Raw genomic sequence first — 24,234 nt, 5'->3', positions numbered from 1 at the left:
GGGCTTTAGCCCCGATTTGGTCTGTCTAGGCATAAAGAGCTCGCGGCTAAAGCCGCTCCCACGAGGTCGCTGAAAGTCAGCTTCTGCCTTGTAGCAGCCTCTTTAACGTCGCCTAGAAAGATCGTGAACAGGTTCTTGAACGAACAGCTCTGCGGTCGCGATCCAACCTGAACGTTTTTACTGGCACCTACCTCAGATTCTGAACGGATGCACCAGACATCCGAGCGAACCGAGGTAGCCCCATGAGCGAGACCATCACTGACGGCTCAGAACGCCGTGCGATTTCCCTGTCGTTGAACGGCAGCCCCCTTAACGTCGAGGTGTATCCGTGGATCACCGCCCTCGATCTGTTGCGTGAACAGCTCGACCTGATCGGCACCAAGAAGGGCTGTGATCATGGTCAGTGCGGTGCCTGCACGGTGCTGCTCGACGGCCGCAGGATCAACGCTTGCCTGACCCTGGCGGTGATGCTCGACGGCCACGAGCTGACGACCATCGAAGGGCTGGCGCAGAACGGCGAGCTGCATCCGATGCAGCGCGCTTTCGTCAAACACGATGCCTTCCAGTGCGGCTACTGCACGCCCGGACAGATATGTTCAGCGGTCGGGCTGGCTGCTGAAGGACGCATCGACGATGCCGCTGACATTCGCGAGCGAATGAGCGGCAACCTCTGCCGTTGCGGTGCCTACAGCAACATCGTCGCCGCCATCGAAGAAGCCTTGCCGGCCTGTGAAAAGGCGGTGCGCCCATGACCCCGTTCGGCTACAGCAAACCTCAGGGCATCGACGAGGCCGTGCGCATGGCCGGGCCGGATAGCCAGTTCATAGCCGGTGGCACCAACATCGTCGACCTGATGAAGGAAAACCTGGTGCGGCCCAAGCGGTTGATCGATATCAACGCCTTGCCCCTGCGCGACGTGGAGCCCACTGCCGATGGCGGTCTGCGCATCGGCGCGCTGGTCAGCAATGCCGATCTGGCCTGGCACCCGGAGGTGGAGCAGCGCTATCCGCTGCTCAGCCAGGCGCTGTTGTCCGGCGCTTCGCCGCAGTTGCGCAACATGGCCAGTGCCGGCGGCAATCTGCTGCAGCGCACCCGCTGCCATTACTTCTACGACAGCCAGGTGCCGTGCAACAAGCGCGAGCCCGGCAGCGGTTGCCCGGCACGTGAGGGTCTCAATCGCTACCATGCGTTGTTCGGTGCCAGCGAGCACTGCGTGGCGGTGCATCCGTCGGACTTCTGCGTGGCACTTGCTGCGCTCGACGCTCAGGTAGTGATTACGGGGCCCGGCGGAGAACGTCACGTGCCCTTCGCCGAGTTCCATCGCTTGCCGGGGGATACGCCGCAGCACGACACCGTGCTGGAAGCCGGTGAGCTGATCCTGGCCATTGAGTTGCCGGCCGAGGGTTTCGCCTCCCACAGCGCCTACCTCAAGTTGCGTGATCTGGCCTCGTTCGCCTTCGCCCTGGTATCGGTGGCGGCGGCGCTGAAGTTCGATGCCGAGGGGCAGATCCGCCAGGCTCGCCTGGCCCTCGGCGGGGTTGCGCACAAACCCTGGCGGTGTACCGAGGTGGAAGACAGCCTGGTTGGCCTGACGGCCAGTGATGAACACTTCGAGGCGGCCGCCGAGCTGCTTCTCAAGGATGCTCAGCCGCTGACCCACAACGCCTTCAAGGTGGAGCTGGCGCGCCGCGCCATCGTTCGCGCCCTGACCACCGCCGCAGAAGGAGTCCGCTCATGAACGCGCCTACCCTCGGCAAGCCGCTCGACCGTGTCGACGGCCCACTCAAGGTCAGCGGCCAAGCCCGCTATGCGGCTGAATACCCCGCTGAAGGTTTGCTGCACGGCAGCGTGATCTGCAGTGTGATCGCACGCGGCCGCATCACCCACATTGATGCCTCGGCAGCCCAGGCTCTGCCCGGCGTGAAGCTGGTGCTCAGCCACGAAAATCGTCCGCCAATGGCGCAAGACGACGAGAGCTATGAAGACGACGATGCGGCCGACGGCTCGCCGTTTCGCCCGTTGTTCAATGCACGCGTGCGCTACAGCGGCCAGCCGGTGGCGCTGGTGGTCGCCAACAGCCTGGAGCTCGCTCGCCATGCCGCTTCGCTGGTGCGCATCGAGTATCAGCAGCAGCCTCATGCCACGGATCTGCTGCAGGCGCTGGACAGCGCCCATGCAGCGCCAGCCGAACTGCCGGAGCGGCGCGGTGATGCTGACGCGGTCATTGCCAGCGCGCCGGTGCGCCTGGAGCTTGAATACGAGCTGCCCAACGAATATCACCACCCGATGGAGCCCCATGCCTCGACGGTGATCTATCAGGCCGACGGCAGTCTGCTGGTGCATGACAAGACCCAGGGGCCGCAGAACAGCCAGCAGTACTTGGCCAGCGTGCTCAAGCTCGACCCCGCGCGCGTGCGTATTCTGTCGTCCTTCGTGGGTGGCGCATTCGGCTCGGGGCTGCGTCCGCAGTATCAGTTGCCACTGGCCGCCATGGCGGCGCTGAAGTTGCAGCAGTCGGTGCGCGTCACGCTCACCCGTCAGCAGATGTTCACCTTCGGCTATCGCCCACGCACCGTACAGCGGCTGCAATTGGGGGCTACCGCCGACGGCAGGCTGCAGGGGCTGGTGCACGAAGTGATCGGCCAGACCTCGCGTTTCGAAGATTTCACCGAACACGTCGCCGAGTGGTCGGGCATGCTCTACCACTGTGACCATATGCGCCTGGCTTATCGGCTGGCGCCACTGGACGTCTACACCCCGCTGGACATGCGCGCGCCTGGCGCCGCGACAGGGCTGTTCGCCCTGGAGTCGGCGATGGACGAACTGGCCTGGGCGGCTGGCGTCGATCCCGTGCAACTGCGCCTGACCAACTACGCCGAGACCAACCAGAACGAGGGCAAGCCCTACTCCAGCAAAGAGCTGCGCGCGTGTTATCAGCAGGGCGCCGACGCCTTCGGCTGGAGCGACCGCAATCCGCAGCCGCGCAGCATGCGTATCGGTAACCAGTTGGTCGGCTACGGCATGGCTACCGGCGTCTGGGAGGCCATGCAGATGCCTGCCAGTGCCCGCGCCACACTGACCGCCGATGGTCGTCTGATCGTCGCCAGCGCGACCTGTGATATCGGCCCCGGCACTGCCACGGTGATGACCCAGATCGCGGCCGATGCGCTCGGCATGGACCCCGCCCGCGTCGAGTTCCGGCTCGGTGATTCGAGCCTGCCCAAGGCGCCGCTGCAGGGCGGCTCCTTCACCGTGTCATCGGTCGGCAGTGCGGTGCGCGAAGCTTGCCTAGCGCTGGCCGAGCAGCTCTGTGATGCCGCCCGGCAACTGCCGACTGCGCCGTTCACCGATGCCAGCGCATTGCGTTTCGTCGGCGGGCGCGTGCAACAAGGCGAGGACGCTGGCCGCTCGGTTGATCTCGGTACGCTGCTGGCTCGCCATGGCAGCCTCGAGGCCGAGGTGCAGGCGCAGCCGGGCAAGCTGCGCGAGCGTTACGCCAGCGCCACGCACTCGGCGGTGTTCGTCGAGGTGCAGGTGGATGAGGCTCTGGGCTCGGTGCGGGTTACTCGGGTGGTCAGCGCGATTGCCGCTGGCCGGGTGATCAACGCCAAGACCGCGCGCAGCCAGATTCTAGGCGGCGTGGTTTGGGGTATCGGCATGGCACTGCACGAGGAGGCGATGATCGATCACGAGCTGGGTCGCTGCATGAACCACAACCTGGCCGATTATCACCTGCCGGTACATGCCGATATTGGCGACATTGAAGTTATCTTTGTCGACGAGGATGACCAGATCGTCAACCCGCTGGGCTCCAAGGGTGTTGGTGAAATCGGTATCGTCGGCGTCGCTGCGGCGGTCGCGAATGCGGTCTATCACGCTACCGGCAAGCGCATCCGCCAGTTGCCGATCACCCTCGACAAACTGCTCTGATCGTCAGTTGCCGACGTCAGTGAAGCTGTCGTTACCGACCGCTTCACTGACGACTCTCTGCAGGCTCGCTGCGCAGCACCATCCAGATGCCGACAGCCGATATCGCCGTACCGAGTGCCATCAGCCAGGACAGTGGCTCATCGAACATGGCCCAGGCCCACAACAGCGTCACTGCTGGGCTGAGATAGAGCACGCTGGCCACGCGAGTCGGTGTGGAGCGTTTCAGGCATATCCAATAAAGCCCGTAGCCGGCGAGGGTGGATATCCCCGCCGTCCAAAACACACTCAGCACGAAACCTGTCGACGGCACAGGTTTCAAGCTGCCCTCCAGCAACGCGAGCAGCGCGAAGCCGATACTGGAAACGCAGCATTGCAGCCACAGGTTGGCAAGCAGGCCCAGCGAGGCGGCGCCGGTCGAGTGTTTCTGCCAGAGGGTGGCAACCGCCAGCGACAGCATGCCCAGCAACGGCAGGCCATAGGCCCAGAGCGGCGCATCGCCCCAGGCGAGGGCGTCGGATGTCACCAGTACCACGCCGAGCAGGCCGATGGTCAGCCCTACCCAGGTACGCCATGCCAGGCGTTGCCGAAACGCTAGTGCTGCGAGTATCGCCATGCCGATTGGCAGCAGGTCGGCGAGCAATGCCGCCAGGCCTGCCGGTACGCCGAGTGCAATGCCCTGAACGACACCGGCAAGGTAGCCAGCCATGGCCAGAAAACCGATACCGGCATTGCGCAGCAGCATGGCCGCTGACGCCTGGCGCAACTGCCTGAGTACGAACGGCAGCAGTACCACGCAGACCAGTACGCAGCGCCAGAACACCACCAGCATGGCCGGTGCGTGATCGATGGAAAACCGCGCGCCGATGAAACCGGAGCTCCAGGCCACCACCAGCCCCGCTTCGAGCAGCAGCAGGGGAATGGTTTTGTGCCAGATGCGCATCGCGTGTTGGCCAGGCATGACAATCCAGGGGATGAAGGGTGTATGCACAGGCTAAGGAATGCGGCTAATCTAATAAATCAAAATGTATTGAATCAGTTATTCGGTTTTGGTGAATTATGAATGGCGTTCTCGATATCGAGCTGGTGCGTACCTTCCATGCGGTCGCACGCAGCGGCAAGTTCAAGGCCGCAGCCGAGCAGCTGCACAAGAGCCCGGCGGCGATCAGCGTGCATATCCAGCGGCTCGAAGCCGTCGCTGGCGGGCGTTTGCTGGATCGCGACAATCAGTCGGTTGGCCTCACGGCACTGGGCCGGCGGCTGCTGATTTCGACTACCGATCTGCTCTCCACCCACGACCGGGTGTTGGCGGAGTTACATGGGCCGCGCCTGGTCGGACGCATCAGGCTGGGGGTGCCCGATGAGTACGCCGCACATGTGATCCGCGACATCCTGCCGATTTTCGCGGCAGCCTGGCCCAACGTCGTGCTGGAAGTGAAAACGGCGCCCAGCCACTCGCTGCGCGATCAGGTGCAGCGCGGCAAGCTGCACGCTGCGGTGCTGACCCAGCCCAAGGGGCAGGAGGGCGAGCCGGCAAACGTTCTGGTCGCCACCACGCCGGTCTGGGTCGGTGCAACGATCAGCCTGTTCGAGCAACGTGATGCGCTGCCGCTGGCCGTCCACGCCGCGGATTGCCCTTACCGCAGTGCGATGCTGGAGTCGTTAAAGCAGAGTGGTCGCAAGTGGCGCGTGGTGCTCGACAGCCCCTCGAGTCAGGCCATCAAGGCCTGTGTGGAAGCAGGCCTGGCGGTCACCCTGATAGACCGTGCCCGAGTCTCTGAAAGCATGCGCATTCTCGACGGTTTGCCGCAGGTAGCCGAGCATGAGGTGGTGTTTCTGCGCTCATCTACGGCGCAGAGCAACGAGGCCCTCGAGCTGCTCGCGCAGGCGATTCACCAGCATTTCCGGCTCTGATGGGGCTGGTCATCCTGCCAGCTCACCCGTCGTTCTGCGCAGTCGGTTGGCATCCTTGGCGGGTGGCAGGCCGAACATGCGTGCATAGTCTCGGCTGAACTGCGAAGGGCTTTCGTAGCCCACTCGGTATCCGGCGCCTGCCGCATCAAGCGCTTGCGCCACCATCAGTCGGCGCGCCTCCTGTAACCGCAACTGGCTGCGAAACTCCAGCGGGCTCATCGAGGTGACCGCCTTGAAATGGGCGTGAAACGTGGAGCGGCTCATGCCGGCCATATCGGCGATGTCATCGATCCGGCAGGTTTCGCTGTAATGGTCGCGTAACCAGGCAATCGCTTTGGATATCTGGCTCAGTCGGCTGTCCGCTTTGGCCATTTGCCGAACCACGCCGTTGCCGCTATTGGCCAGCAGCCGGTAAAGGATCTCGCGCACCGTCAATGGCGCCAGCTCTTCGGCATCGCCCGGCGTATCCAGCAGCATGGCAAGCCTGGCTGCTGCATCCAGCAGTTCGGGTGTGGTGTCGTTGAGTTCGATGCCGGCAACTGGCGGGCCATTATTCTCGTCCGCAGCGGGGTGGCGCAGCACGAGATCACTCAACACCGTCCTATCCAGATCGAGCACCAGGCACAGATAGGGCGCAGCCTCACTGGCCTCGATGACCGAACCCATCACCGGTATGTCCACGGACGCGACCAGGTATTTGGCTGCGTCATAGACATACGACGTGGTTCCGGCCGTCACGTGCTTGCGGCCTTGGGCGATAAGGCAGAGCGTCGGTGCATAGACGACAGGCATCGGCATTGTGGGTGTGCCCGAGCGCACCAGGCTGACACCCGCAATCGGTGTCCGATGTATGCCATCGGTTGTGGCATGACGGCTGATGAGGTCGATCAGCTTTTCCAGAGAACCCATGCTCGCTCCTGCAAGGCCCGTGAATTAGGCATCTGCCCATCCGGACGATCGTGTAAGGACACAGGACAATCCTGCTACAAGCCGGCGCTCCTGAAAGGGCAGACTCATTCCCTAGACATTAAGGCTCTGTTTTCTGCAAGGCGTTCATCATGAACGCTCTTTCAGTGATCTACCACTACGGCTTGTTCGGACGATCAGGCAGTAGTACCCAGTGGAACTCGATGGTTCGGAAACGCTACCCGCCTCCAATGGGGGCGTGAAGGCTGGGCTTGGTAACTGCCGTTGAGCCCTGATGCAAAGGCACCACGCCATGATCATTTCTGGCCAAACCCGTGGAAACCATCACACCAAGAGGATCTTTACGCATGGGCACATCAATCGTTAAACACACCCGCTTAGCCGTTTTGGCGTGCGCGATGCTGATCGGCATCGGGTTGTTGTCAGGTGTGGCCAACGCTGCGGCAAAAAACGATGTGGAGGCACGTAACAAGCAAATTGTCACCGAAGCATTCGATCGCTGGGCCGCCGGTGGAAGCACGTTTTTCAGCGATGTGCTGACGCCGGATGTGGTCTGGACGATCAAGGGCTCGGGGCCCAGTGCGGGTGTTTATCGAGGCGTCGATGCGTTCGTCGAGCAGGCTGTCCGGCCGTTCGTATCTCGCTTGTCCAGCCCCATAAGGCCGGTCAGCAAACAGGTCTGGGCGGATGGCGAGCACGTCATCATTCAATGGGAAGGCAGCGGTGTTGCGCGTGATGGGCAAGCCTACAACAACAGCTATGCCTGGATTTTCAACATGCGAAACGGCAAGGCCTTCGAGGTCACTGCCTACCTCGACCTGGTGCCTTACGACGATGTATTGCAGCGTATTCCCGCGCCCGAGTGATCGACCGACTTGGGTTGTCGCATCTGCTCGGCATTGCACGACAGTCCAGCTTTGGCTGCGACTAAACGGAGGCTGACATGAACTATCGATCAGCAGTCATGAGTGGCCTGATGTTGGGCATGCTCCATCTGCCAAGCGTGCCCGCAGCAATGGCCTCGAACCAGGCTGTCATCACCGATAACTGCGAACAGCGATCACTGGAGAACAGCATGGCCCAGCACCCCTATGTCGGCATGTGGGTAACCGATGACGGCCACATTCGCCACGAACTCTTGCCGAATGGCCGCTACGACGAAGCCCGTGGCAAGCAGGAAAGTGCCTACCAGGGTCGCTATGAGGTTGAAGGTAATCACATCGATTATTGGGACGACACTGGCTTTACCGCCGACGGTGAGTTCGTCGATCACGCTACCTTGCACCATGGCGGGATGATCTTTCGTCGCCGCTGATAGCGGCTGTTGAAACAGCACTAGGCGATGGAGTTAGTGGCTGCATAGGTTCTATGAAGTTACCGATGTACGCTGGTAGTGGTCTGCGTTTCTCTCCATGACCTGCGTGAAAAGACAACAGGCCTGCGTGCCGGTCAGGTTGAGATAATTTGCAATAAGTGAGTGCTTGAGTGCGGCGTGGCGCCTGATAAATTGTCGCGGCGACACCGGGCCCCTCTGACAGCTTCCCAGCTGCCATGTCGGAGTTGCAGTTTGTACAACTCTGACTTAGGAGGGGCTTATGAGCACCCTAGAACCGTTCTTAATGGCCGAGTTCCTCGGCACTGCCACCTGGTTGTGGCTCATCTTCATCACCATCGTCATCAGCCTGCTGGTCTTCGACCTCGGGGTGCTTCACCGTGAGCACCGCGAAATCGGCGTCAAGGAAAGCCTGCTGCTGTCCGGCGGCTACATCACCGCCGGCCTGCTGTTTGGCCTGTGGGTCTGGCACATGAAGGGCGCCACCTCCGGTATGGATTTCTATACCGGCTTTCTGATCGAGAAATCGCTGTCCATGGACAACGTGTTTCTCATGGCGATGATCTTCAGCTTCCTGGCCATCCCGCGTAAGTACCAGCACGAGGTGCTGTTCTGGGGCATCCTCGGGGTGATCGTGCTGCGTGCGATCATGATCGGCCTGGGCGCCGCATTGATCGCCGAGTTCAGCTGGATTCTCTACGTGTTCGGTGCCTTCCTGCTGCTGACTGGCGTGAAGATGCTGTTCAGCAAGGTCGACGACCACCCGGATCTGTCCGAGAACAAGCTGATCAAGTTCGTGCGCAAGCGCATGCGCGTCACCGACCGCTTGCACGAGGGCCGCTTCTTCGTGCGTCAGCCGGATGCGAACGGCAACATGGTGCGCTGGGCTACGCCGCTGTTCCTGGCGCTGGTGCTGATCGAGTGTGCCGACCTGGTGTTCGCGATCGACAGCGTGCCGGCGATCTTCGCCATCACCCAGGATCCGTTCATCGTCTATACCTCGAACATCTTCGCGATCCTTGGCCTGCGCGCGCTGTACTTCGCCCTGGCGGCGATGATCCACCGCTTCGCCTACCTGAAGTACGCCCTTGCTCTGGTGCTGGTGTTCATCGGCGGCAAGATCTTCCTGGTCGGCATCATCGGCAAGACCCCGCCGGTGATCTCGCTGAGCGTCACGCTCGGCCTGTTGATCGGTGGCGTGCTGCTGTCGCTGTGGAAAACCCGCAACGACCCGCCCGCCGTCGAAGCCGAAACGCCCCGCCAGTAATACGCTTGTGCCCCGGCGTGCCGGGGCCTTCATCACCTCTGGAGATGATCCATGAATCCATCACCCATTGCTGCGCTGGTTCTGGTAGCCGTGATCGGTTTGACCTCGGCCGGCTGCGGTGTCGCCGAAGAGTCGGCACAGAAACTCACCGAAAAGGCCGAGCAGGCCGTGCAGGAGATCGCTCGCGAAGCGGTCAGCGACACCCTCAATGCTTTTAACGAGCAGATCGATCAGGTACAGAAATCGGCCAGCGAATTGCTAGGCCAGCCTGAGGGCGAAGCCGCGGAGGACAACCCCCAGCGCGAAGCCGAGAGGCCTTCGCCGTCTTTCAAGGAGGGCGTCGAAACCTGAGTTTGCGTCGCCGACGCTACGGGGTTCAGGAAGAAGCCAAGGCCGAGGCATGGCTCGCCGGCTTTGGAGCAGTAGCCGTTGATAACTTCAGCGGCGTACCATCCCCACTCCTTTAACCAGGCAGCCTTGATGGGTTTGCCGACCCGAGGCGCCGCATCGGAAATGCTTTCTGCCGAGCTCAAGTCCTTTCACATGGTCGCCCGCCTGGGCAGCATCACTCATGCGGCGAAGAAGCTCGGCCTCAGCCAGCCTACGGTCACCACCCAGATTCGCAATCTGGAGGCGCAGTATGGTGTCGAGCTGTTCTACCGAGGCGGGCGGCGCTTCACCCTGAGCGAGGATGGCGCGCGCCTGCTGCCGATGGTGCAGGCGCTGCTGCAGCAGGAAGCCGATATCGAGTTCTACCTGCGCAATTGCGGCCAGTTACAGGGCAGCCTGCGCATCGCCGCTACCGCTCCGTACTACGTGCTCGACCTGGTTCAACGCTTTCGCGAGCGCCTGCCGCAGATCCAGGTGACGCTGGAAATCGGCAATTCACTGCAGGTGATCGAGGCGCTGGAGGAGTATCGAGTCGATCTGGCCGCATCCTCACAACTGGAAGAGGATTCGCGCTTCACCCGTTTGCTGCTCGGCGAGGATCCCCTGGTGCTGGCCGTACACCGCAGCCATCCGCTGGCTAATCACAAGCGTTTGCCGCCCTCAGCGCTGGCCGGGCACTGTCTGTTGATGCGCGAAGTGGGCTCGACCACGCGCCAGCTCACCGAGCAGATGCTGCGTGAGGCCGGTGTCGCCTTGGGGCCGTTGCTGGAAATCGGCAGCCGCGAGTCGATTCGCGAGGCGGTGCTGCGCAATATCGGCATCAGTGTCATCGCCCGTCACGAGGTGCCGGACAATCAGGAGCTGCGCGTCATCGCCCTGGACGGCGCACCGTTGATTCCCGAATACCTCTACTGCCTGCGCGAACGCCGCCAGGCGCGCCTGCCAGCGGCCTTCCTGGCTATCGCCCGCGAGTACACCGAGGCCTGATCAGGGCGTTGTCTTCATAAAAACGCTGATACCACTATCGGCGGCTTTTGCCCTACTGCCACAAAGCCTTCGCATGCCGGCCCCAAGATGACACTCGTTCGATTCCAAACGAGGTTCCTGGCATGGCTACCGTCGATCTGCAACTGCGCGACATTCATAAAGGCTTCGGCACCTTCAAAGCGCTGGATGGCGTATCACTGGATGTCAAAGCCGGCGAGCTGGTCTGCCTGCTCGGGCCATCCGGCTGCGGCAAGACCACGCTGCTGCGCTGCATCGCCGGCCTGGAGCATCAGGAGCAGGGCAGCCTGCACTTCGCCGGACGAGACGTTTCCGCGCTGCCGCCCCAGGCGCGTGACTACGGCATCCTGTTCCAGTCTTACGCGCTATTCCCCAACCTGACGGTCACCCAGAACATCGCCTATGGCCTGTCCGGCCGTGGGCGAGATGAGATTCGTCGGCGCGTCGAAGAGATGCTCGAGTTGGTCAGCCTGAGCAGCAGCGGGCACAAATACCCGGCACAGCTCTCCGGCGGCCAGCAACAGCGTGTGGCATTGGCTCGCGCCCTGGCGCCGAGCCCTTCGCTGTTGTTGCTCGACGAGCCGATGTCGGCCCTCGATGCCCAGGTACGTGAGCACCTGTGCGGCGAGCTGCGCAGCCTGCAGCGCCAGCTTGGCATCACCACCCTGATGGTCACGCACAATCAGGAAGAGGCCATGCTGATGGCCGACCGCATCGCGGTGATGAACCAGGGGCGGATCGAGCAGTACGCCACGCCACAGACCATCTACAACGCACCGGCGACGCCTTTCGTTGCCGAGTTCGTCGGCCAGGGCAACTGGTTGCCGTTCGAGCGCGATGGCGCCCACGCCCGCGTCGGTCGGCTGAGCATGCGCCTGGCAGACACCGGGCAAGGTGCGGGCGGGCGTCTGTTCTGCCGCCCCGAAGCGATCCTGGTCAACCCCGAGCTGGAGCAGGACAACCTGTTCCCGGCGCGTATGCGCGAGTTCACCTTCCTCGGCAATCGCTGCCGCCTGAGCTTCGAACTCGACGATCTGCCGGGTCACGCGCTGTTGGCCGAAATGGCCCCCGAAGCGCTGCCGCATCTGCACGGCGAGCAGATTCGCGTGGCCTTGCCGCCGCGCAGCCTGCAGGTGTTCGCCTGATGGAGCAGGTCGTGACGGCGCAGCGTGTAGCGAAACCTTCGCAGCGCTCGACGGATACCGCCGACCGGCTGTTCGTACTGGGCGGGCAGTGGCTGTTACTGGTGCTTCTGGTGCTGGCCGTGCTCCTGCCCTTGCTGGCCATGCTCTGGCGCGGGCTGGCGGGTGACCCGGCGCAGGGCGGTGGTCTGGCGGCGGCTGCAGAGCTGTTCGGCAGTGCCAATTTTCGCTGGCTGCTCGGCAACAGCCTGACCAGTGCCCTGGCCGTGGTGATGATCGTGTTGCCCCTGGCCTATGGCTTCGCTTACGGCCTGCTGCGTACCTGTCTGCCGGGCAAGGGGCTATGGCGCGGCATATCGCTGCTGCCTCTGCTGGCGCCCTCGATGCTGCCGGGGATCGCGCTGATCTACCTGTTCGGCAATCAAGGGATGTTGCGCGACTGGATGCCCGACAGCATCTACGGTTTCTGGGGCATCGTGCTGGGCCAGGCGATCTACACCTTTCCCCATGCACTGATGGTCTTGCTCAGCGCTCTGGCGCTGGCTGACGCGCGCCTGTTCGACGCCGCTTCGAGCATGGGCGCCTCGCCCTGGCGCGCCTTTCGCAGCATCACCTGGCCAGGTAGCCGACAAGGCGTCTTCGCAGCTGGCTGCCTGGTGTTCACCCTGTGCATCACCGACTTCGGCGTGCCTGTGGTGGTCGGTGGTGACTATCAGGTGCTGGCGCTGGAAGCCTACAAGGCGGTGCTCGGCCAACAGCAGTTTGGCCGTGGTGCTCTGATCGGGCTGTTCCTGCTGCTGCCGGCGCTGTTCAGTTTCAGCGTCGACTTCTGGTTGCGCCGCCGTCAGCGCGATGCCATGGGCGGTCGTGCCCAGGTTTATCACCCCCAGCCCCGGTCGGGTCGAGACAGCGCCTTTCTGCTGCTGGTGGTACTGGTGTGTACGGTTCTGCTCGGCGTGTTCGGCATGGCGGTTTACTCGTCGCTGGTCAAATTCTGGCCCTACGACCTGTCGCTGTCGCTGCACAACTACGCATTCTCGGATCTGCCCGGTGGCTGGCTGGCCTACCGCAACAGCCTGTTGCTGGCGACTGCCACGGCATTGTTCGGCAGCGTGCTGATCTTCACTGGCAGCTACTTGCTGGAAAAGACCCGGCAAAACCCGCTGACCCAAGTGCTGCGCCTGCTGTGCTTCATCCCCATGGCCGTGCCCGGCCTGGTGCTCGGGTTGGGCTACGTCTTTTTCTTCAACCTGCCGGCCAATCCGCTGCATGGGCTTTATGGCAGCCTGGCTCTGCTGGTGGTGTGCACCGTGGCGCACTTTCTGACCACTGCGCAGATGACCGCAGCCGCCGCGCTGCGTCAGCTCGATGGCGAGTTCGAGTCCGCCGCGCTGTCGTTGAAGGTGCCGCTGCTGCGCCACTTCCTGCGGGTGACGGTACCGATCTGCCTGCCGGCGCTGCTGGATATCGTCCGCTATCTGTTCGTTTCGGCGATGACTACCGTCTCGGCGGTGATCTTCCTCTACAGCCCGGACAGCGTGGTGGCGTCGGTTGCCGTGCTGAACATGGACGATGCCGGCAACGTCGGCGGTGCCGCCGCCATGTCGACTCTCATTCTTCTCACCTCCGCCAGCGTATCGCTCCTGCTGGCCTGGGCTTCGCGCGGCTTGCTGCGACGCTCCCAGGCTTGGCGTGCGGCGCCTGGCCTTTGATCTCCCGGAGCATCTACATGCGCTACCAGCACCCCGATCATCTGCAGGCCGTTATCCTCGACTGGGCGGGCACCGTGGTCGATTTCGGCTCCTTCGCCCCGACCCGCATCTTCGTCGAGGCGTTCGCCGAGTTCGACGTACAGATCAGCCTCGCTGAAGCTCGCGGCCCCATGGGCATGGGCAAGTGGGATCACATCCGTACCCTGTGCGACCAGCCCGCGGTCGCCGAGCGCTTCCAGAAACGTTTCGGGCGCCTGCCGAGCGATGCCGACGTGACCGCCATCTACGAGCGCTTCATGCCTCTGCAGATCGCTAAGGTCGGCGAGCATTCAGCGCCGATTCCCGGAGCGCTGGAGGCGGTGGCCAGCCTGCGTGAACGCGGCCTGAGAATCGGCAGCTGTTCAGGCTACCCGAAGGTCGTCATGCAACAGGTGGTCGAGCTGGCTGCTGCGGCCGGTTATTGCCCGGACCATGTCGTCGCCACCGATGAAGTGCCCAAGGGCCGCCCGAGCCCCGCTCAGGCGCTGGCCAACGTGATCGCTCTGGGGCTCGACGACGTGGCCGCCTGCGTCAAGGTCGATGACACCGAGCCCGGCATTCTCGAGGGCCGTGGTGCTGGCATGTGGACGGTAGCGCTGCGCTTCTCGGGCAACTTTCTCGGCCTCACTTGGGAGCAGTACCAGGCGCTGCCTACCGAGCGCCTGGAGGCCGAGCGTCAGCGCATCGATGCGTTGTTCGCCGACAGCCAGCCCCATTACCTGATCGACACCCTGGCCGATCTGCCGCAGGTCATCGAGGCCATCAACGCTCGTCTGGCTCGCGGCGAAAGCCCGCAAGGCTGCTGAGTCCGTTTTCCCTATTCGTACGCCCATCCTTCGCACACAGGAACCACACCATGTTCAAGCGCATCGCCCTTGCCGCTGGCCTACTCGCCGCCGGCGCCCTGCATGCCCAGGCCGCCACCGAACTGACCGTCTACAGCGCCCTGGAAGTCGAACAGCTCAAGCCTTACCAGCAGGCATTCGAGAAGCAGCATCCGGATATCCGCATCAAGTGGGTACGCGACTCTACCGGTATCGTCACCGCCAAGCTGCTGGCCGAGAAGGATCGCCCGCAGGCCGATGCCGTCTGGGGCCTGGCGGGTTCCAGCCTGGCCATCCTCAAACAGCAGGGCATGCTCGAAGCCTACGCGCCGGCCAGCCTGGACAAGATCGGCGCTAACTACCGCGACAGCGACAATCCGCCGTCCTGGGTGGGCATGGACGTATGGGCCGCGAGCATCTGCTTCAACACCATCGAGGCCGAAAAGCAGGGCTTGCCGAAGCCGACCAAGTGGGAAGACCTGACCGACCCGGTCTACAAGGGCAAGATCGTCATGCCCAACCCGGCGTCTTCCGGTACCGGCTACCTGGACGTCAGCGCCTGGCTGCAGATCTTCGGCGAAGACGGCGGTTGGACCTACATGGACAAGCTGCACCAGAACATCGGCCAGTACACCCATTCCGGTTCCAAACCCTGCAAGCAGGCAGCCGCCGGCGAGTTTCCCATCGGCATCTCGTTCGAGTACCCGGCCATTCAGCTCAAGCGCAAGGGTGCGCCGCTGGCCATCGTGCTGCCCAAGGAGGGCCTGGGTTGGGAGATCGAGGCGAGCGCCATCATCAAGGGCACTCAGCACCTGGATGCAGCCAGGAAGCTTGCCGACTTCGCTGCCAGCCGGGAGGCCATGGAACTGTACAAGGCCAACTTCGCCGTCCTGGCTCAACCGGGCATCGCCGAGCGCTTTCAGGAGCTGCCGGCCGACTACGAACAACGCCTGATCAACAACGACTTCGACTGGGCCTCGGAGAACCGCGACCGCATTCTCGCCGAATGGCGCAAGCGCTATGACGGCAAGTCCGAACCGGTCAGCCAGTAACCCGCGCGCTCTTCATTTCAATCTGCTGGCCGCTCCGGCGGCCACGTCCCTCTCGAGGAGTTTTCCATGAGTCAGCACGACTGTGACTTGCTGATCGTAGGTGCCGGGATACTGGGCCTTGCTCATGCCTGGGCGGGTGTTCGTCGCGGCCTCAAGGTTCGCGTATTCGAACGCAGCTACACGCCTCTGGGTGCATCCATTCGCAATTTTGGTCAGGCCCTGGTGACCGGCCAGGCTCCCGGCCCGATGCTCGACCTGGCGCGCCAGTCCCACGGCCTTTGGGCGCAGCTGGGCGCGGCCGCCGGGCTGTCGATGAAGAAACAGGGTTCCCTGGTGCTGGCCCGCACCGAAGCCGAAGAGGCCATGCTGTCGGCATTCTGCGCCGGTCGTGCCCAAGAGCTTGGCTACCGCACCGAACTACTGCGCGGGGCAGCCCTCGACAGTCTTTATGACGGCCGCTTCGCCCATCACCGTGCGGCCCTGCATGGCCTGGACGACCAGCAGCTGTTCTCCCGGGAAGCGCTGCCACAGATTATCGATTACCTGGCTGGCCAGGGCGTCGACTTCCACTTTTCGACGCTGGTACGGGACGTCGAGCCCGGCAGTGCCCTGACCACGGCGGGGCGCTTTTCGGCACGGCACATCGTCGTCTGCTCCGGCCACGACTATCAGACCTTGCTGGCCGAGCAGATGGCCAGGTTGCAGCCGTCGGTCTGCCGCCTGCAGATGCTGCGGGCCCGGCTGGCGCAGCCGCTGGATCTGCAGCACGCGGTGCTCACGGGACTGAGCTGCGTGCATTACGGCGCCTTCAGCGATCTGCCCGAGGCAGAGGCGATCCGCACCGAGATACGCCGCGATTACCCGATATTGGAAGAGCGCGGCATTCATTTGCTGATCAGCCCGACGCCTTACTGTGAGCTGATCATCGGCGACTCCCACGACTACGGCAGCGATGCTGTACCGTTCAACGAGGAGGGCGTGGATGATCTGCTCATCGAGCTGGCTGAGCACACCCTGGGCGGGCGCCTGCAGGTGCTCGAGCGCTGGCAGGGCGTATACGGTACGCGCGGATCAGGGCCATTCAGCGTGTCGCGTGCTGCCGAGGGCGTGACTGCGGTGCTGATGCACACCGGCTTGGGCATGAGCGTGGGCCTCGGCCTGGGCGAGCGAACCGTTGCGGCACTGCTTGGCGAAGGGGCGTGGCCGGACGCGCATCCGGCGTGAGGGCTGGCTAACTGTTATGGCGTCATGCCCGATGGCAGATAGTGCCTACGCCATGATGGCTGGCCGACCACAGCTTCTGCGCGATCAGGCGACAGGGGCCACGCGGGCAGCCGTGGCGTAGCGATTCTTACCCTCGCGTTTGGCTTCATACAGCGCCAGATCAGCGCGGCGCATCAGGCTGGTAAGAGGCTCGCCCTGTTCGCGTTCTGCCAGGCCTGCGCTGATCGACAAGCTGAGGCCATACAGCTGGTTCGAGTTAACTGCGTCGACGATGCCCTGAGCCAGACCCTGTGCCGCTGCTAAATCTGCCACGTGGGCGGCGACTGCGAATTCTTCGCCACCCAGACGCGCGAAGCTGTGCCCGCTGCTTTGCTCTTTGAGCACCTTGGCCACTTCTACCAATACCCGATCGCCAACCTCATGGCCGAAGCTGTCGTTTATCTTTTTGAAGTCGTCGATGTCGAGCATCAGGAAAAAAAGCCGGCTTGTCACCGCGTTATCTGTGGCGGTTGCGGCAAGCGCCTCCATGAACGCACGCCGGTTGGGCAGGCCGGTGAGGGTGTCCTTGTAGGCCATGTCATGAAGCTGTTGCTGTAAGTCGAAAACGTTTTTGCGAATGCGGCAAAACGTTTGGCACACCAGCATGGCGACCATCATGCTCGCGAGGATGAGCATCAGCGTCAGGGTCAGATCCAGCTGGCGCTCGAAGCTTGGTTGCACCACGTAGAACAACGTGGCCCAAACCGCGGCCCCGGTACTCAACGCGTGCCATGGGCGAACATGCATCGCCGAAACCGGCAAGCTCATGACCAAACCGATGGGCAAGAACCAGGTGATGGGGTTACCCACCGCGTTCGCTATCGAGCCCAGGCACGCAGTGGTAGTGCATACCAGCAGCAAGTCGGTGAGCCACAACTGATGCGTCGTGGTCGCCCGGTAAGTGAGGTAGCAGGCGAGTGTGGTGACTAGGCAGTAGCTGTAGAGAAGCGGAGATATGCCTTGTGTCGCGTCGACCACCACGAGCACCAGAAAGCCCGCTACTGCCGCTAGAATGTCGCTTCTGAGTACCAGGGGGCGCAGTTGCACGAACGACTTCTGCTCAAAGCTTTCTTCAGGGCCGTACATTTTTTACTACCTCGCCAAATGTTCGGGCGCCTATCAAGTGTTTCAGTAACCGTCTTGCGTGAGCAGGCGTGCATCACGGGTACTGATTACCATGGTTAACCTGCTCATGCCAGCGAGCAGCAAGTGCGGGGAGACTCAGTAAATCCATGTTCCAAGTGAGTAGGTCAGGGCGGGGAGCATTAAGGGGTTGTGGCACTTGCGCAGGTTCGCTATCGAGCAGTAGAGCGCTGTCTTTTAACCCGATACATCTCGCCATCCGCATGACTGAGCAGCGTGTCGGCGTCTTCCCCATGCGCAGGGTAGCGGGCCACACCGATGCTGCAGGAGGGCATTTTCAGTCCGTCGAATTCATCGCCCAATGGCTCGGCCATTGCTGCAAGAATCTGCGCCACCTTTTCGCTGACGGCGCTCTCCGACTGGATATCCGTCAACAGCACGGTGAATTCGTCGCCGCCCAAACGGGCCACCGTATCCGTCTCGCGCACGCAGCTTTCCAGCCGGCGGGCGATCACGCAGAGTACTTGATCGCCCGCGGCATGCCCGTGGAGATCGTTGATACCCTTGAAGTCGTTGATGTCCAGAAACAGCAGCGCCAGATTGCTGTTGTGACGGTGTGCCGCTCGCAGCGCCGATACCAGCCGATCATTGAACAGCGAGCGGTTGGTCAGCTTGGTGAGCGGGTCACGATGGGCGAGGAAGCGTAACTCCTCTTCGGCCTTGGCGAGGGCCGTCACATCGCGGGCGACACCGATCCGTGCGCCCACCTCTTCAGACCAGAAGGCCGCCCAGAGGATGTAGACGATGCCGCCATCCTTGCGGATGTAACGGTTGCGGAAATCGAAGTGGGGCTGGCCATTCATGACCCGTACAATGGAGGCCTTGGTGGCAACCAGATCGTCAGGGTGCATGTAATGGGTGATCGTGGTGCCGATCAGCTCGTCGGCACGGTAACCCAGCAGCGCCTCGCAGGCAGCGCTGACGAATACGATCTGGTTGTCGCTATCGACCACAAACACCGTGTCCAGCATCAGGTGGATCAGTTTGGGGTAGAGCGCTTGCAGGTCAACGGGCATAAGTCAGGATTGTCCGGTTCAGGGCGCTTGCTCACGGTCCGATCGCGAAAAGAGGCGGCGAATGATCCTGCAGGTTGCCTGCGGGCTTGTGCGCGTTCAGGTAACTGCTGTCTGCGCCAGCACAGCGTACACAGACTCCTGCTGCGCTAACTAGCAGGGGTTAAAAAAATTATCAGCGAGACGGCAGGGCGAAAATACTGGCCGTTGCTTCTCTATCCATCGTCGAAGTGTTTTTCGGGGTTCGCTGATAACTCAAGGCCACGACTTTTAGACGCTCGTGGGCTGTCAGTCAGATTGATGGCTGGGCAGGATTGCCGTCACACCGGCTCACTCGATTCGCGAAGCGTCGGTAGGCCACGAGTGCGCTCAGCAACACCACGGCGGCCCCGCACAGTGCCACGCTGAAACCCGCGGAAGCTTGCGCAAGGTCGACTACCTGACCCGAGGCGAAGGCGCCTGCCGCCACGCCGACGTTCAATCCGGCCAGCAGCCAGGTCATTCCTTCGGTGAGCTGGCTTTCTGGTACGGCGCGCTCGATCAGGGACATGGCTACGATCATCGTGGGCGCGAAGAACAGGCCCGCGACGAACACGCTGGCAGCCAGTGTCGGGGTGCTGTCGACCAGCAGCAGGGGCAGGGTGGTGAGCGCCGTTGCAGAGCCGCCGAGGAAAAGCAGGCGGTGCATCGGTGTGCGTAGCGTGAGGGCTCCGAAAACCAGGCCTGCAAGGCAGGAACCCACTGCGTAGGCCGATAGCACCAGGCTCGCCGCCGCCGGGTTGCCCGCCTCATCGGCAAACGCCACGCTGACGATATCCACGGTGCCGACGATGATGCCCAGGCCCACCATCAGCAGCGTCAGCAGACGCACGTCAGGTAGATGAATCACCGACCTCGGGCGAGTAGCGGCAGTGCCCCCCGTCTCGCTTGGCGGCTCGCTGGCGCGCTGCACGACCAGCGTAAACACGCCAAGCGCCAGCAACAGCATCCCGACCAGTAAGCCGGCTTGAGGAAACACCGCCACGCTCAACCCGACTGACAGTGGAGGCCCGACCACGAATGTCACCTCGTCGAGTACGGTCTCCAGAGAAAAGGCCGTCTGCAATTGCGGCTGGCCACTGTAAATGGCCGTCCAACGGGCACGTATCATCGCCGAGATGCTGGGCATGGCGCCCGCCATCAGTGCGCCGATGAACAGCACTGCATCGTGCATCTGCAGCCAGGTCGCAGCGAGTAGCAACGCCAAGCCAGCGATGCAGACTGCAGCAGCAACAGGCAATACCCGATACTGACCGTGGCGGTCTACCAGACGCGAAATCTGTGGCGACAGCAGCGCATAGGCCAGCACGAAAGAGGCCGCTACCGCTCCGGCCAGCGCGTAGCTACCGCGTAATTGCGCCAGCAGGGTGATGATGCCGATCCCGGTCATCGGCAACGGGATTCGCGCAATCAGCCCGGCTAGCACGAAGCCCTTCGAGCCTGGCGCAGTGAACAGTCCCAGGTAGGGATTGGCCATTTCATTCTCCTTTTTCATGGCCACCATAGGGCCTAAGATCACTTACATACGGCAGGTATGTATAAAATCATAGATTCATACGCTTCGTATGTAAATAATGGTTTGCCTGGCTCTAAGGAGAAAACGATGGCTCGCCGCACCCGCGCCGAAATGGAGAAAACCCGTTCAGCCTTGCTGTCCACCGCACGCAAGGTGTTCTGCGAACGCGGTTATGCCGAGACTTCGATGGATGATCTAACCGCGCAAGCGGGCCTCACTCGCGGCGCGCTCTATCATCACTTTGGCGACAAGCAGGGATTGCTGGCCGCGGTAGTGGCGGAGATCGACGCTGAGATGGATGCGCGCCTGCAGGCTATCTCCGACAACGGCACCGATACCTGGGCGGGATTCCGTGACCGCTGCCGGGCTTACCTGCAAATGGCCCTGGAGCCTGAAATCCAGCGCATCGTGCTGCGTGACGCGCGTGCCGTGCTCGGAGGGGCCACGCCCGATTCTCAACAGCAGTGCATCCGCTCCCTGCAGCAACTGATCGAAGGGCTGATCCAGCAGGGGATCGTCGATGACGCTCATCCGCAGGCATTGGCATTGCTGATCAATGGCAGCCTTGCGGAGGCAGCTTTCTGGATCGCCAGCGGTGAAGATGGCGACGCCCGCCTGGCACAGAGCATGGCTGCTCTGGAACTCTTGCTCAGAGGCCTGCTTATCGAGCGGTGATTGCACGGGCAGGGCATCTGTCTACGTTTTCTCTTCACCTGTTCTGGGCAAAGCAGGCAATGGGGCATTCACCGCTATCGATTGGAAAGCCCTGAGGTTGCTCTTGCCAAATCAGGCAACACGGTTCGACGGAGTGCGCGCTTTGCAGTCATCGACATAGGTGCCTGTCCATCCGGGTGTAGTGGGTTTCCGGGGATCACCGCGCGATACCTCTAGGGCTGCTTGCTCGTGTGAATCCTTCAGCGGTTCAGAACATGGCGATACAAATGCACCCGCTCCAGGCCGGCTTTTTTGACGAAATTTCTACATTTCCCGCCGCAATAATTGCGCCCGTTCGACAGCTCCAGTTCGACTACGCATTTAATGAGGCCTACATGAAATCTCGACTCAATTACCTGGCAATCGGTGCCCTGAGCATCATTGTTCTTAGCGGGTGTGATGCTGCGGAAAACGCTGCCAATAAAGCCGTTGAAGATGCCAAGGAAAGCGCCAGTCAAATTGCCAAGGACACCTTCAGCGAATCGGTAAAGCAGTTCAGCAAGCAGCTCGATGACGCCCAGGAAGCGACCAACTCCTGGATCGATGGCAAAGCGCCGGAAGACAAAGAGTCTGAAAATAGCGAAGCTGACGAGCCTCGTGATAACGAAGCATGATCGTCTCTCGGCGTTGGCTCGTCTGGTCTCTTTCGGGGCAATCATGGGGCTTGGCGCCTGAATAGATTGCCCTCAATCCTCGACGCGATCCGTCGCCTCACGGTCGTGTCTGTAGTGGGTTTTGCAGGGGAAGGGCGGTAGCCAGGATTCGCGCCGGCTCGTCCAGTTTTCGTAGGTTGGCAGCAACTGGTCTGGCGCATCGAGTGCGCCCAGATGCACTTCGATTTCATCGGCGCTACGGGCGAAAACCGATGAGCCGCAGCGGGGGCAGAAGAAGCGCCCGGCGTAATCCGCCGTTTCGCCGCTGATGGCCACCGCACCTTCAGGAAATACCGCTGCCGCGTAGAACAGCGCGCCGTGATGCTTGCGGCAGTCGAGGCAGTGGCAAATACCGACCCGGTAGGGAAGGCCCCGGGCTTCGATGCGTACCTTGCCGCACAGGCAGCCACCGGTGAATCGATCCATACGCGCCTCCTCTGATACCGACCAGCCAGGCTACACACTGGCTGCCACTCGCAAACTGCAAGCGTGATGTAGACGGTAGCAGCCAGACGCAGAACGCGGTGCGGTTAGGCCCGGTAGGCGCGCAGGAACATCCGTACTGCTTCCTGAGCATGTTGCTCCTGCTCGGCCGTACTCTGGGGCGCGCCACAACCGATCAGCAGGCGGAAGTTGGCGCAGCCCTTGAACAGAGAAAAGAACTGATCCGCGGCTACCTTGGGCGAGTCGATGGAGAGCTGACCATTCTGATTGGCCTTGCTCAGCAAGCGCTCCATTTCCGCCAGCAGGGGCTGTGGGCCGGCTTCATAGAAGACTTTAGCGAGCAGCGGATCCTTGCTGCCGAGGCTGGTCATCAGGCGATGCAGTTCGACGGATTCGGGGCTGTTGATCAGGCGATTGAAACCGCTGGCGATGTTAAGCAGCACCGTTTCCACATCGGCATGCTCAGGCAGCTCGAACAACAGTTCAGGTAGCTGCTCCTCACACTTGGCCTTCACCGCCGCGCAGAACAGCGTCTCCTTGTCGGTAAAGTGGCTGTACACGGTGAGCTTGGAAACACCCGCGTGGGCGGCGATGGCGTCCATGCTGCTGCCGGCATAGCCGTAGCGCAGGAACAGGCATTTCGCGGCTTCGAGGATGGCCTCGCGCTTGGCGGGATCTTTGGGGCGGCCGGGGCCGCTGGGGGGCAATGAAGTATTCGACATCGGGCTATCTTAATACTGGACTGGCGAGTACGCTATTTTTACTATACCGAGCAGTACAAGTATTAAAAGTTCCCTGAAAGGACGCTCATCATGTTCCGCCATGCTCTGTCTCGCGTTGTGCCTGTCTGTCTTGTCCTGTCCTTGGTCGCCTGCAGCAATGCGGAGGCTCCGCAGCCGGGCATCCGCCCCGCCATGGTGGCGCAGCCGCAATTGGCTGCGGAGTTGGCAGATGTTTACCCTGGTGAGATAAGGGCGCGGCTGGAGCCGGAGCTGGCGTTCCGCATTGGCGGCAAGGTGACCAAGCGGCTGGTCGAGGTAGGGCAGCCGGTCGACAAAGAGGCACCATTGGCCGAACTTGATCCGCAGGATGTGCGCCTGCAACTGGATGCATCCCGTGCCCAGCTGCAATCGGCCGAGTCCAATCTGCAACTGGCGCGTGCCGAGCGTGACCGCTACCGCACCCTGCAGCAGCGCGGGATGATCAGCAAGTCGCAGTCCGACAGTGCCGAAAATACCTTCCGCGCCGCCGAGGCTCGCCTGCGTCAGGTGCGTGCCGAGCTCAATGTTGCCGATAACCAGGCCGGTTACGCGGTGCTCAAGGCGCCGCAGAGTGGGGTTATCGTGCAGCGCAGCGCCGAGGTCGGTCAGGTGGTGTCAGCCGGCCAGACGGTGTTCGTGTTGGCGGCCGATGGCGAGCGCGAGGTGCTGATCGACCTGCCCGAGCAGGTGATCGGTAGTCTGAACGTCGGTCAGGACGTCGCCGTGGAGCTGTGGTCGCAGCCAGGCGAGCGACTGGCTGGACGTATCCGTGAGCTGTCGCCAGCGGCCGATCCGCGCTCGCGTACCTACGCCGCACGCATCGCCCTGCAGCAGCGCGACGCGCAGGTGGAACTCGGCCAGAGCGCACGGGTGTTCATCGCCCGTAACGGCGATGTACCGCTGGCAGTGCCGCTGTCGGCACTGACCGCCGAGAAGGATCAGCCCTACGTCTGGGTGGTCGATCCGCAAACCTCGAAGCTCAAGCGCACTGCGGTGCGGGTCGGCCCCTATGGTGAAAAGCAGGTGCCGGTGCTGGAAGGCCTGAAGGCCAGCGACTGGGTGGTGGTGGCCGGCGTACAGGTATTGCTGGACGGGCAGCAGATACGACCCGTGGATCGGCAGAACCGAGCGGTAGACCTGGCGGCGAAGGAGTAAG

24 protein-coding genes are annotated in these 24,234 nt (G+C 62.3%); 17 read left to right on the top strand and 7 right to left on the bottom strand.

The features are described 5' to 3' along the window. Positions 1 to 242: 242 nt before the first annotated feature. Genes K5Q02_RS23755 through K5Q02_RS23745 form a run of 3 tightly spaced genes read left to right on the top strand, consistent with a single transcriptional unit; the run spans position 243 to position 3,930 of the window. On the top strand, positions 243 to 752 hold the full coding sequence (locus tag K5Q02_RS23755; protein WP_225834999.1) for a (2Fe-2S)-binding protein: 510 nt from the start codon (positions 243 to 245) through the stop codon (positions 750 to 752). Beyond that, a complete protein-coding gene (locus K5Q02_RS23750) occupies positions 749 to 1,738 on the top strand; it encodes an FAD binding domain-containing protein (protein ID WP_225834997.1) in 990 nt (329 codons plus the stop codon). The genes K5Q02_RS23755 and K5Q02_RS23750 overlap by 4 nt, the downstream gene beginning before the upstream one ends. Continuing rightward, complete coding sequence (locus tag K5Q02_RS23745; RefSeq protein WP_225834995.1) at positions 1,735 to 3,930, top strand: xanthine dehydrogenase family protein molybdopterin-binding subunit; 2,196 nt, start codon at positions 1,735 to 1,737, stop codon at positions 3,928 to 3,930. Before K5Q02_RS23750 ends, K5Q02_RS23745 begins: the two co-directional genes overlap by 4 nt. A gap of 43 nt (positions 3,931 to 3,973) precedes the next feature. Here K5Q02_RS23745 and K5Q02_RS23740 read toward each other — a convergent pair whose 3' ends face one another. After that, complete coding sequence (locus K5Q02_RS23740; protein ID WP_225834994.1) at positions 3,974 to 4,888, bottom strand: DMT family transporter; 915 nt, start codon at positions 4,886 to 4,888, stop codon at positions 3,974 to 3,976. 98 nt (positions 4,889 to 4,986) lie between these two features. On the opposite strand from K5Q02_RS23740, the gene K5Q02_RS23735 reads away from it, so the two are divergent. After that, positions 4,987 to 5,841: a LysR family transcriptional regulator gene (locus tag K5Q02_RS23735; RefSeq protein WP_225834993.1), complete on the top strand. Its 855-nt coding sequence runs from the start codon at positions 4,987 to 4,989 to the stop codon at positions 5,839 to 5,841. Positions 5,842 to 5,850: 9 nt separating this feature from the next. On the opposite strand, the gene K5Q02_RS23730 is transcribed toward K5Q02_RS23735, so the two are convergent. Then, positions 5,851 to 6,750, bottom strand: a complete 900-nt coding sequence (locus tag K5Q02_RS23730; RefSeq protein WP_225834992.1) for an AraC family transcriptional regulator — start codon at positions 6,748 to 6,750, stop codon at positions 5,851 to 5,853. Between the two features lie 365 nt (positions 6,751 to 7,115). On the opposite strand from K5Q02_RS23730, the gene K5Q02_RS23725 reads away from it, so the two are divergent. From K5Q02_RS23725 to K5Q02_RS23680, 10 genes are all read left to right on the top strand, one after another. Beyond that, a complete protein-coding gene (locus K5Q02_RS23725) occupies positions 7,116 to 7,634 on the top strand; it encodes a nuclear transport factor 2 family protein (RefSeq protein WP_225834991.1) in 519 nt (172 codons plus the stop codon). Between the two features lie 209 nt (positions 7,635 to 7,843). Beyond that, positions 7,844 to 8,083 (top strand): Atu4866 domain-containing protein, encoded by a 240-nt coding sequence (locus K5Q02_RS23720; RefSeq protein WP_225839862.1) that lies wholly within the window; start codon positions 7,844 to 7,846, stop codon positions 8,081 to 8,083. A 280-nt stretch (positions 8,084 to 8,363) separates the two neighbouring features. Further along, a complete protein-coding gene (locus tag K5Q02_RS23715; RefSeq protein ID WP_225834990.1) occupies positions 8,364 to 9,368 on the top strand; it encodes a TerC family protein in 1,005 nt (334 codons plus the stop codon). Between the two features lie 51 nt (positions 9,369 to 9,419). Then, positions 9,420 to 9,719 carry a hypothetical protein gene (locus K5Q02_RS23710; RefSeq protein ID WP_225834989.1) on the top strand — a complete coding sequence of 100 codons (300 nt, stop codon included), beginning with the start codon at positions 9,420 to 9,422 and terminating at the stop codon, positions 9,717 to 9,719. Positions 9,720 to 9,881: 162 nt separating this feature from the next. Continuing rightward, the gene (locus tag K5Q02_RS23705; protein ID WP_225839860.1) at positions 9,882 to 10,745 is read left to right on the top strand and encodes a LysR family transcriptional regulator; all 864 of its coding nucleotides are present in this window, start codon (positions 9,882 to 9,884) and stop codon (positions 10,743 to 10,745) included. A 122-nt stretch (positions 10,746 to 10,867) separates the two neighbouring features. Then, on the top strand, positions 10,868 to 11,908 hold the full coding sequence (locus tag K5Q02_RS23700) for a putative 2-aminoethylphosphonate ABC transporter ATP-binding protein (RefSeq protein ID WP_225834988.1): 1,041 nt from the start codon (positions 10,868 to 10,870) through the stop codon (positions 11,906 to 11,908). Then, positions 11,908 to 13,617, top strand: a complete 1,710-nt coding sequence (locus K5Q02_RS23695; protein WP_225834987.1) for a putative 2-aminoethylphosphonate ABC transporter permease subunit — start codon at positions 11,908 to 11,910, stop codon at positions 13,615 to 13,617. The genes K5Q02_RS23700 and K5Q02_RS23695 overlap by 1 nt, the downstream gene beginning before the upstream one ends. A 17-nt stretch (positions 13,618 to 13,634) precedes the next feature. Beyond that, positions 13,635 to 14,462, top strand: coding sequence for a phosphonoacetaldehyde hydrolase (gene phnX, locus K5Q02_RS23690; RefSeq protein WP_225834986.1), 828 nt, complete (start codon positions 13,635 to 13,637; stop codon positions 14,460 to 14,462). A gap of 50 nt (positions 14,463 to 14,512) precedes the next feature. Continuing rightward, on the top strand, positions 14,513 to 15,532 hold the full coding sequence (locus tag K5Q02_RS23685; protein WP_225834984.1) for a putative 2-aminoethylphosphonate ABC transporter substrate-binding protein: 1,020 nt from the start codon (positions 14,513 to 14,515) through the stop codon (positions 15,530 to 15,532). Between the two features lie 66 nt (positions 15,533 to 15,598). Next, positions 15,599 to 16,756, top strand: coding sequence for a TIGR03364 family FAD-dependent oxidoreductase (locus tag K5Q02_RS23680; RefSeq protein WP_225834982.1), 1,158 nt, complete (start codon positions 15,599 to 15,601; stop codon positions 16,754 to 16,756). Between the two features lie 84 nt (positions 16,757 to 16,840). On the opposite strand, the gene K5Q02_RS23675 is transcribed toward K5Q02_RS23680, so the two are convergent. The 3 genes from K5Q02_RS23675 to K5Q02_RS23665 all read right to left on the bottom strand — a co-directional run bounded on the left by K5Q02_RS23675 (position 16,841) and on the right by K5Q02_RS23665 (position 20,467). Continuing rightward, positions 16,841 to 17,782 (bottom strand): GGDEF domain-containing protein, encoded by a 942-nt coding sequence (locus tag K5Q02_RS23675; protein WP_225834980.1) that lies wholly within the window; start codon positions 17,780 to 17,782, stop codon positions 16,841 to 16,843. A gap of 308 nt (positions 17,783 to 18,090) precedes the next feature. Beyond that, positions 18,091 to 18,954 carry a sensor domain-containing diguanylate cyclase gene (locus tag K5Q02_RS23670; RefSeq protein ID WP_225834978.1) on the bottom strand — a complete coding sequence of 288 codons (864 nt, stop codon included), beginning with the start codon at positions 18,952 to 18,954 and terminating at the stop codon, positions 18,091 to 18,093. 289 nt (positions 18,955 to 19,243) lie between these two features. Next, positions 19,244 to 20,467 carry an MFS transporter gene (locus tag K5Q02_RS23665; protein ID WP_225834977.1) on the bottom strand — a complete coding sequence of 408 codons (1,224 nt, stop codon included), beginning with the start codon at positions 20,465 to 20,467 and terminating at the stop codon, positions 19,244 to 19,246. 126 nt (positions 20,468 to 20,593) lie between these two features. On the opposite strand from K5Q02_RS23665, the gene K5Q02_RS23660 reads away from it, so the two are divergent. Further along, complete coding sequence (locus K5Q02_RS23660; RefSeq protein WP_225834975.1) at positions 20,594 to 21,181, top strand: TetR/AcrR family transcriptional regulator; 588 nt, start codon at positions 20,594 to 20,596, stop codon at positions 21,179 to 21,181. A 266-nt stretch (positions 21,182 to 21,447) separates the two neighbouring features. Next, the gene (locus K5Q02_RS23655; protein ID WP_225834974.1) at positions 21,448 to 21,834 is read left to right on the top strand and encodes a hypothetical protein; all 387 of its coding nucleotides are present in this window, start codon (positions 21,448 to 21,450) and stop codon (positions 21,832 to 21,834) included. Between the two features lie 72 nt (positions 21,835 to 21,906). On the opposite strand, the gene K5Q02_RS23650 is transcribed toward K5Q02_RS23655, so the two are convergent. After that, positions 21,907 to 22,299, bottom strand: coding sequence for a GFA family protein (locus tag K5Q02_RS23650; RefSeq protein WP_225834972.1), 393 nt, complete (start codon positions 22,297 to 22,299; stop codon positions 21,907 to 21,909). 104 nt (positions 22,300 to 22,403) lie between these two features. Next, complete coding sequence (locus K5Q02_RS23645; protein ID WP_225834970.1) at positions 22,404 to 23,039, bottom strand: TetR/AcrR family transcriptional regulator; 636 nt, start codon at positions 23,037 to 23,039, stop codon at positions 22,404 to 22,406. A 90-nt stretch (positions 23,040 to 23,129) separates the two neighbouring features. On the opposite strand from K5Q02_RS23645, the gene K5Q02_RS23640 reads away from it, so the two are divergent. Beyond that, positions 23,130 to 24,233 (top strand): efflux RND transporter periplasmic adaptor subunit, encoded by a 1,104-nt coding sequence (locus tag K5Q02_RS23640; RefSeq protein WP_225834968.1) that lies wholly within the window; start codon positions 23,130 to 23,132, stop codon positions 24,231 to 24,233. Position 24,234 lies beyond the last annotated feature (1 nt).

The organism is Pseudomonas sp. MM211 (assembly GCF_020386635.1).
Lineage (GTDB): Bacteria > Pseudomonadota > Gammaproteobacteria > Pseudomonadales > Pseudomonadaceae > Aquipseudomonas.
Note: the sequence above shows the minus strand (reverse complement) of the source record. Positions and strands in the feature narration are given on the sequence as shown.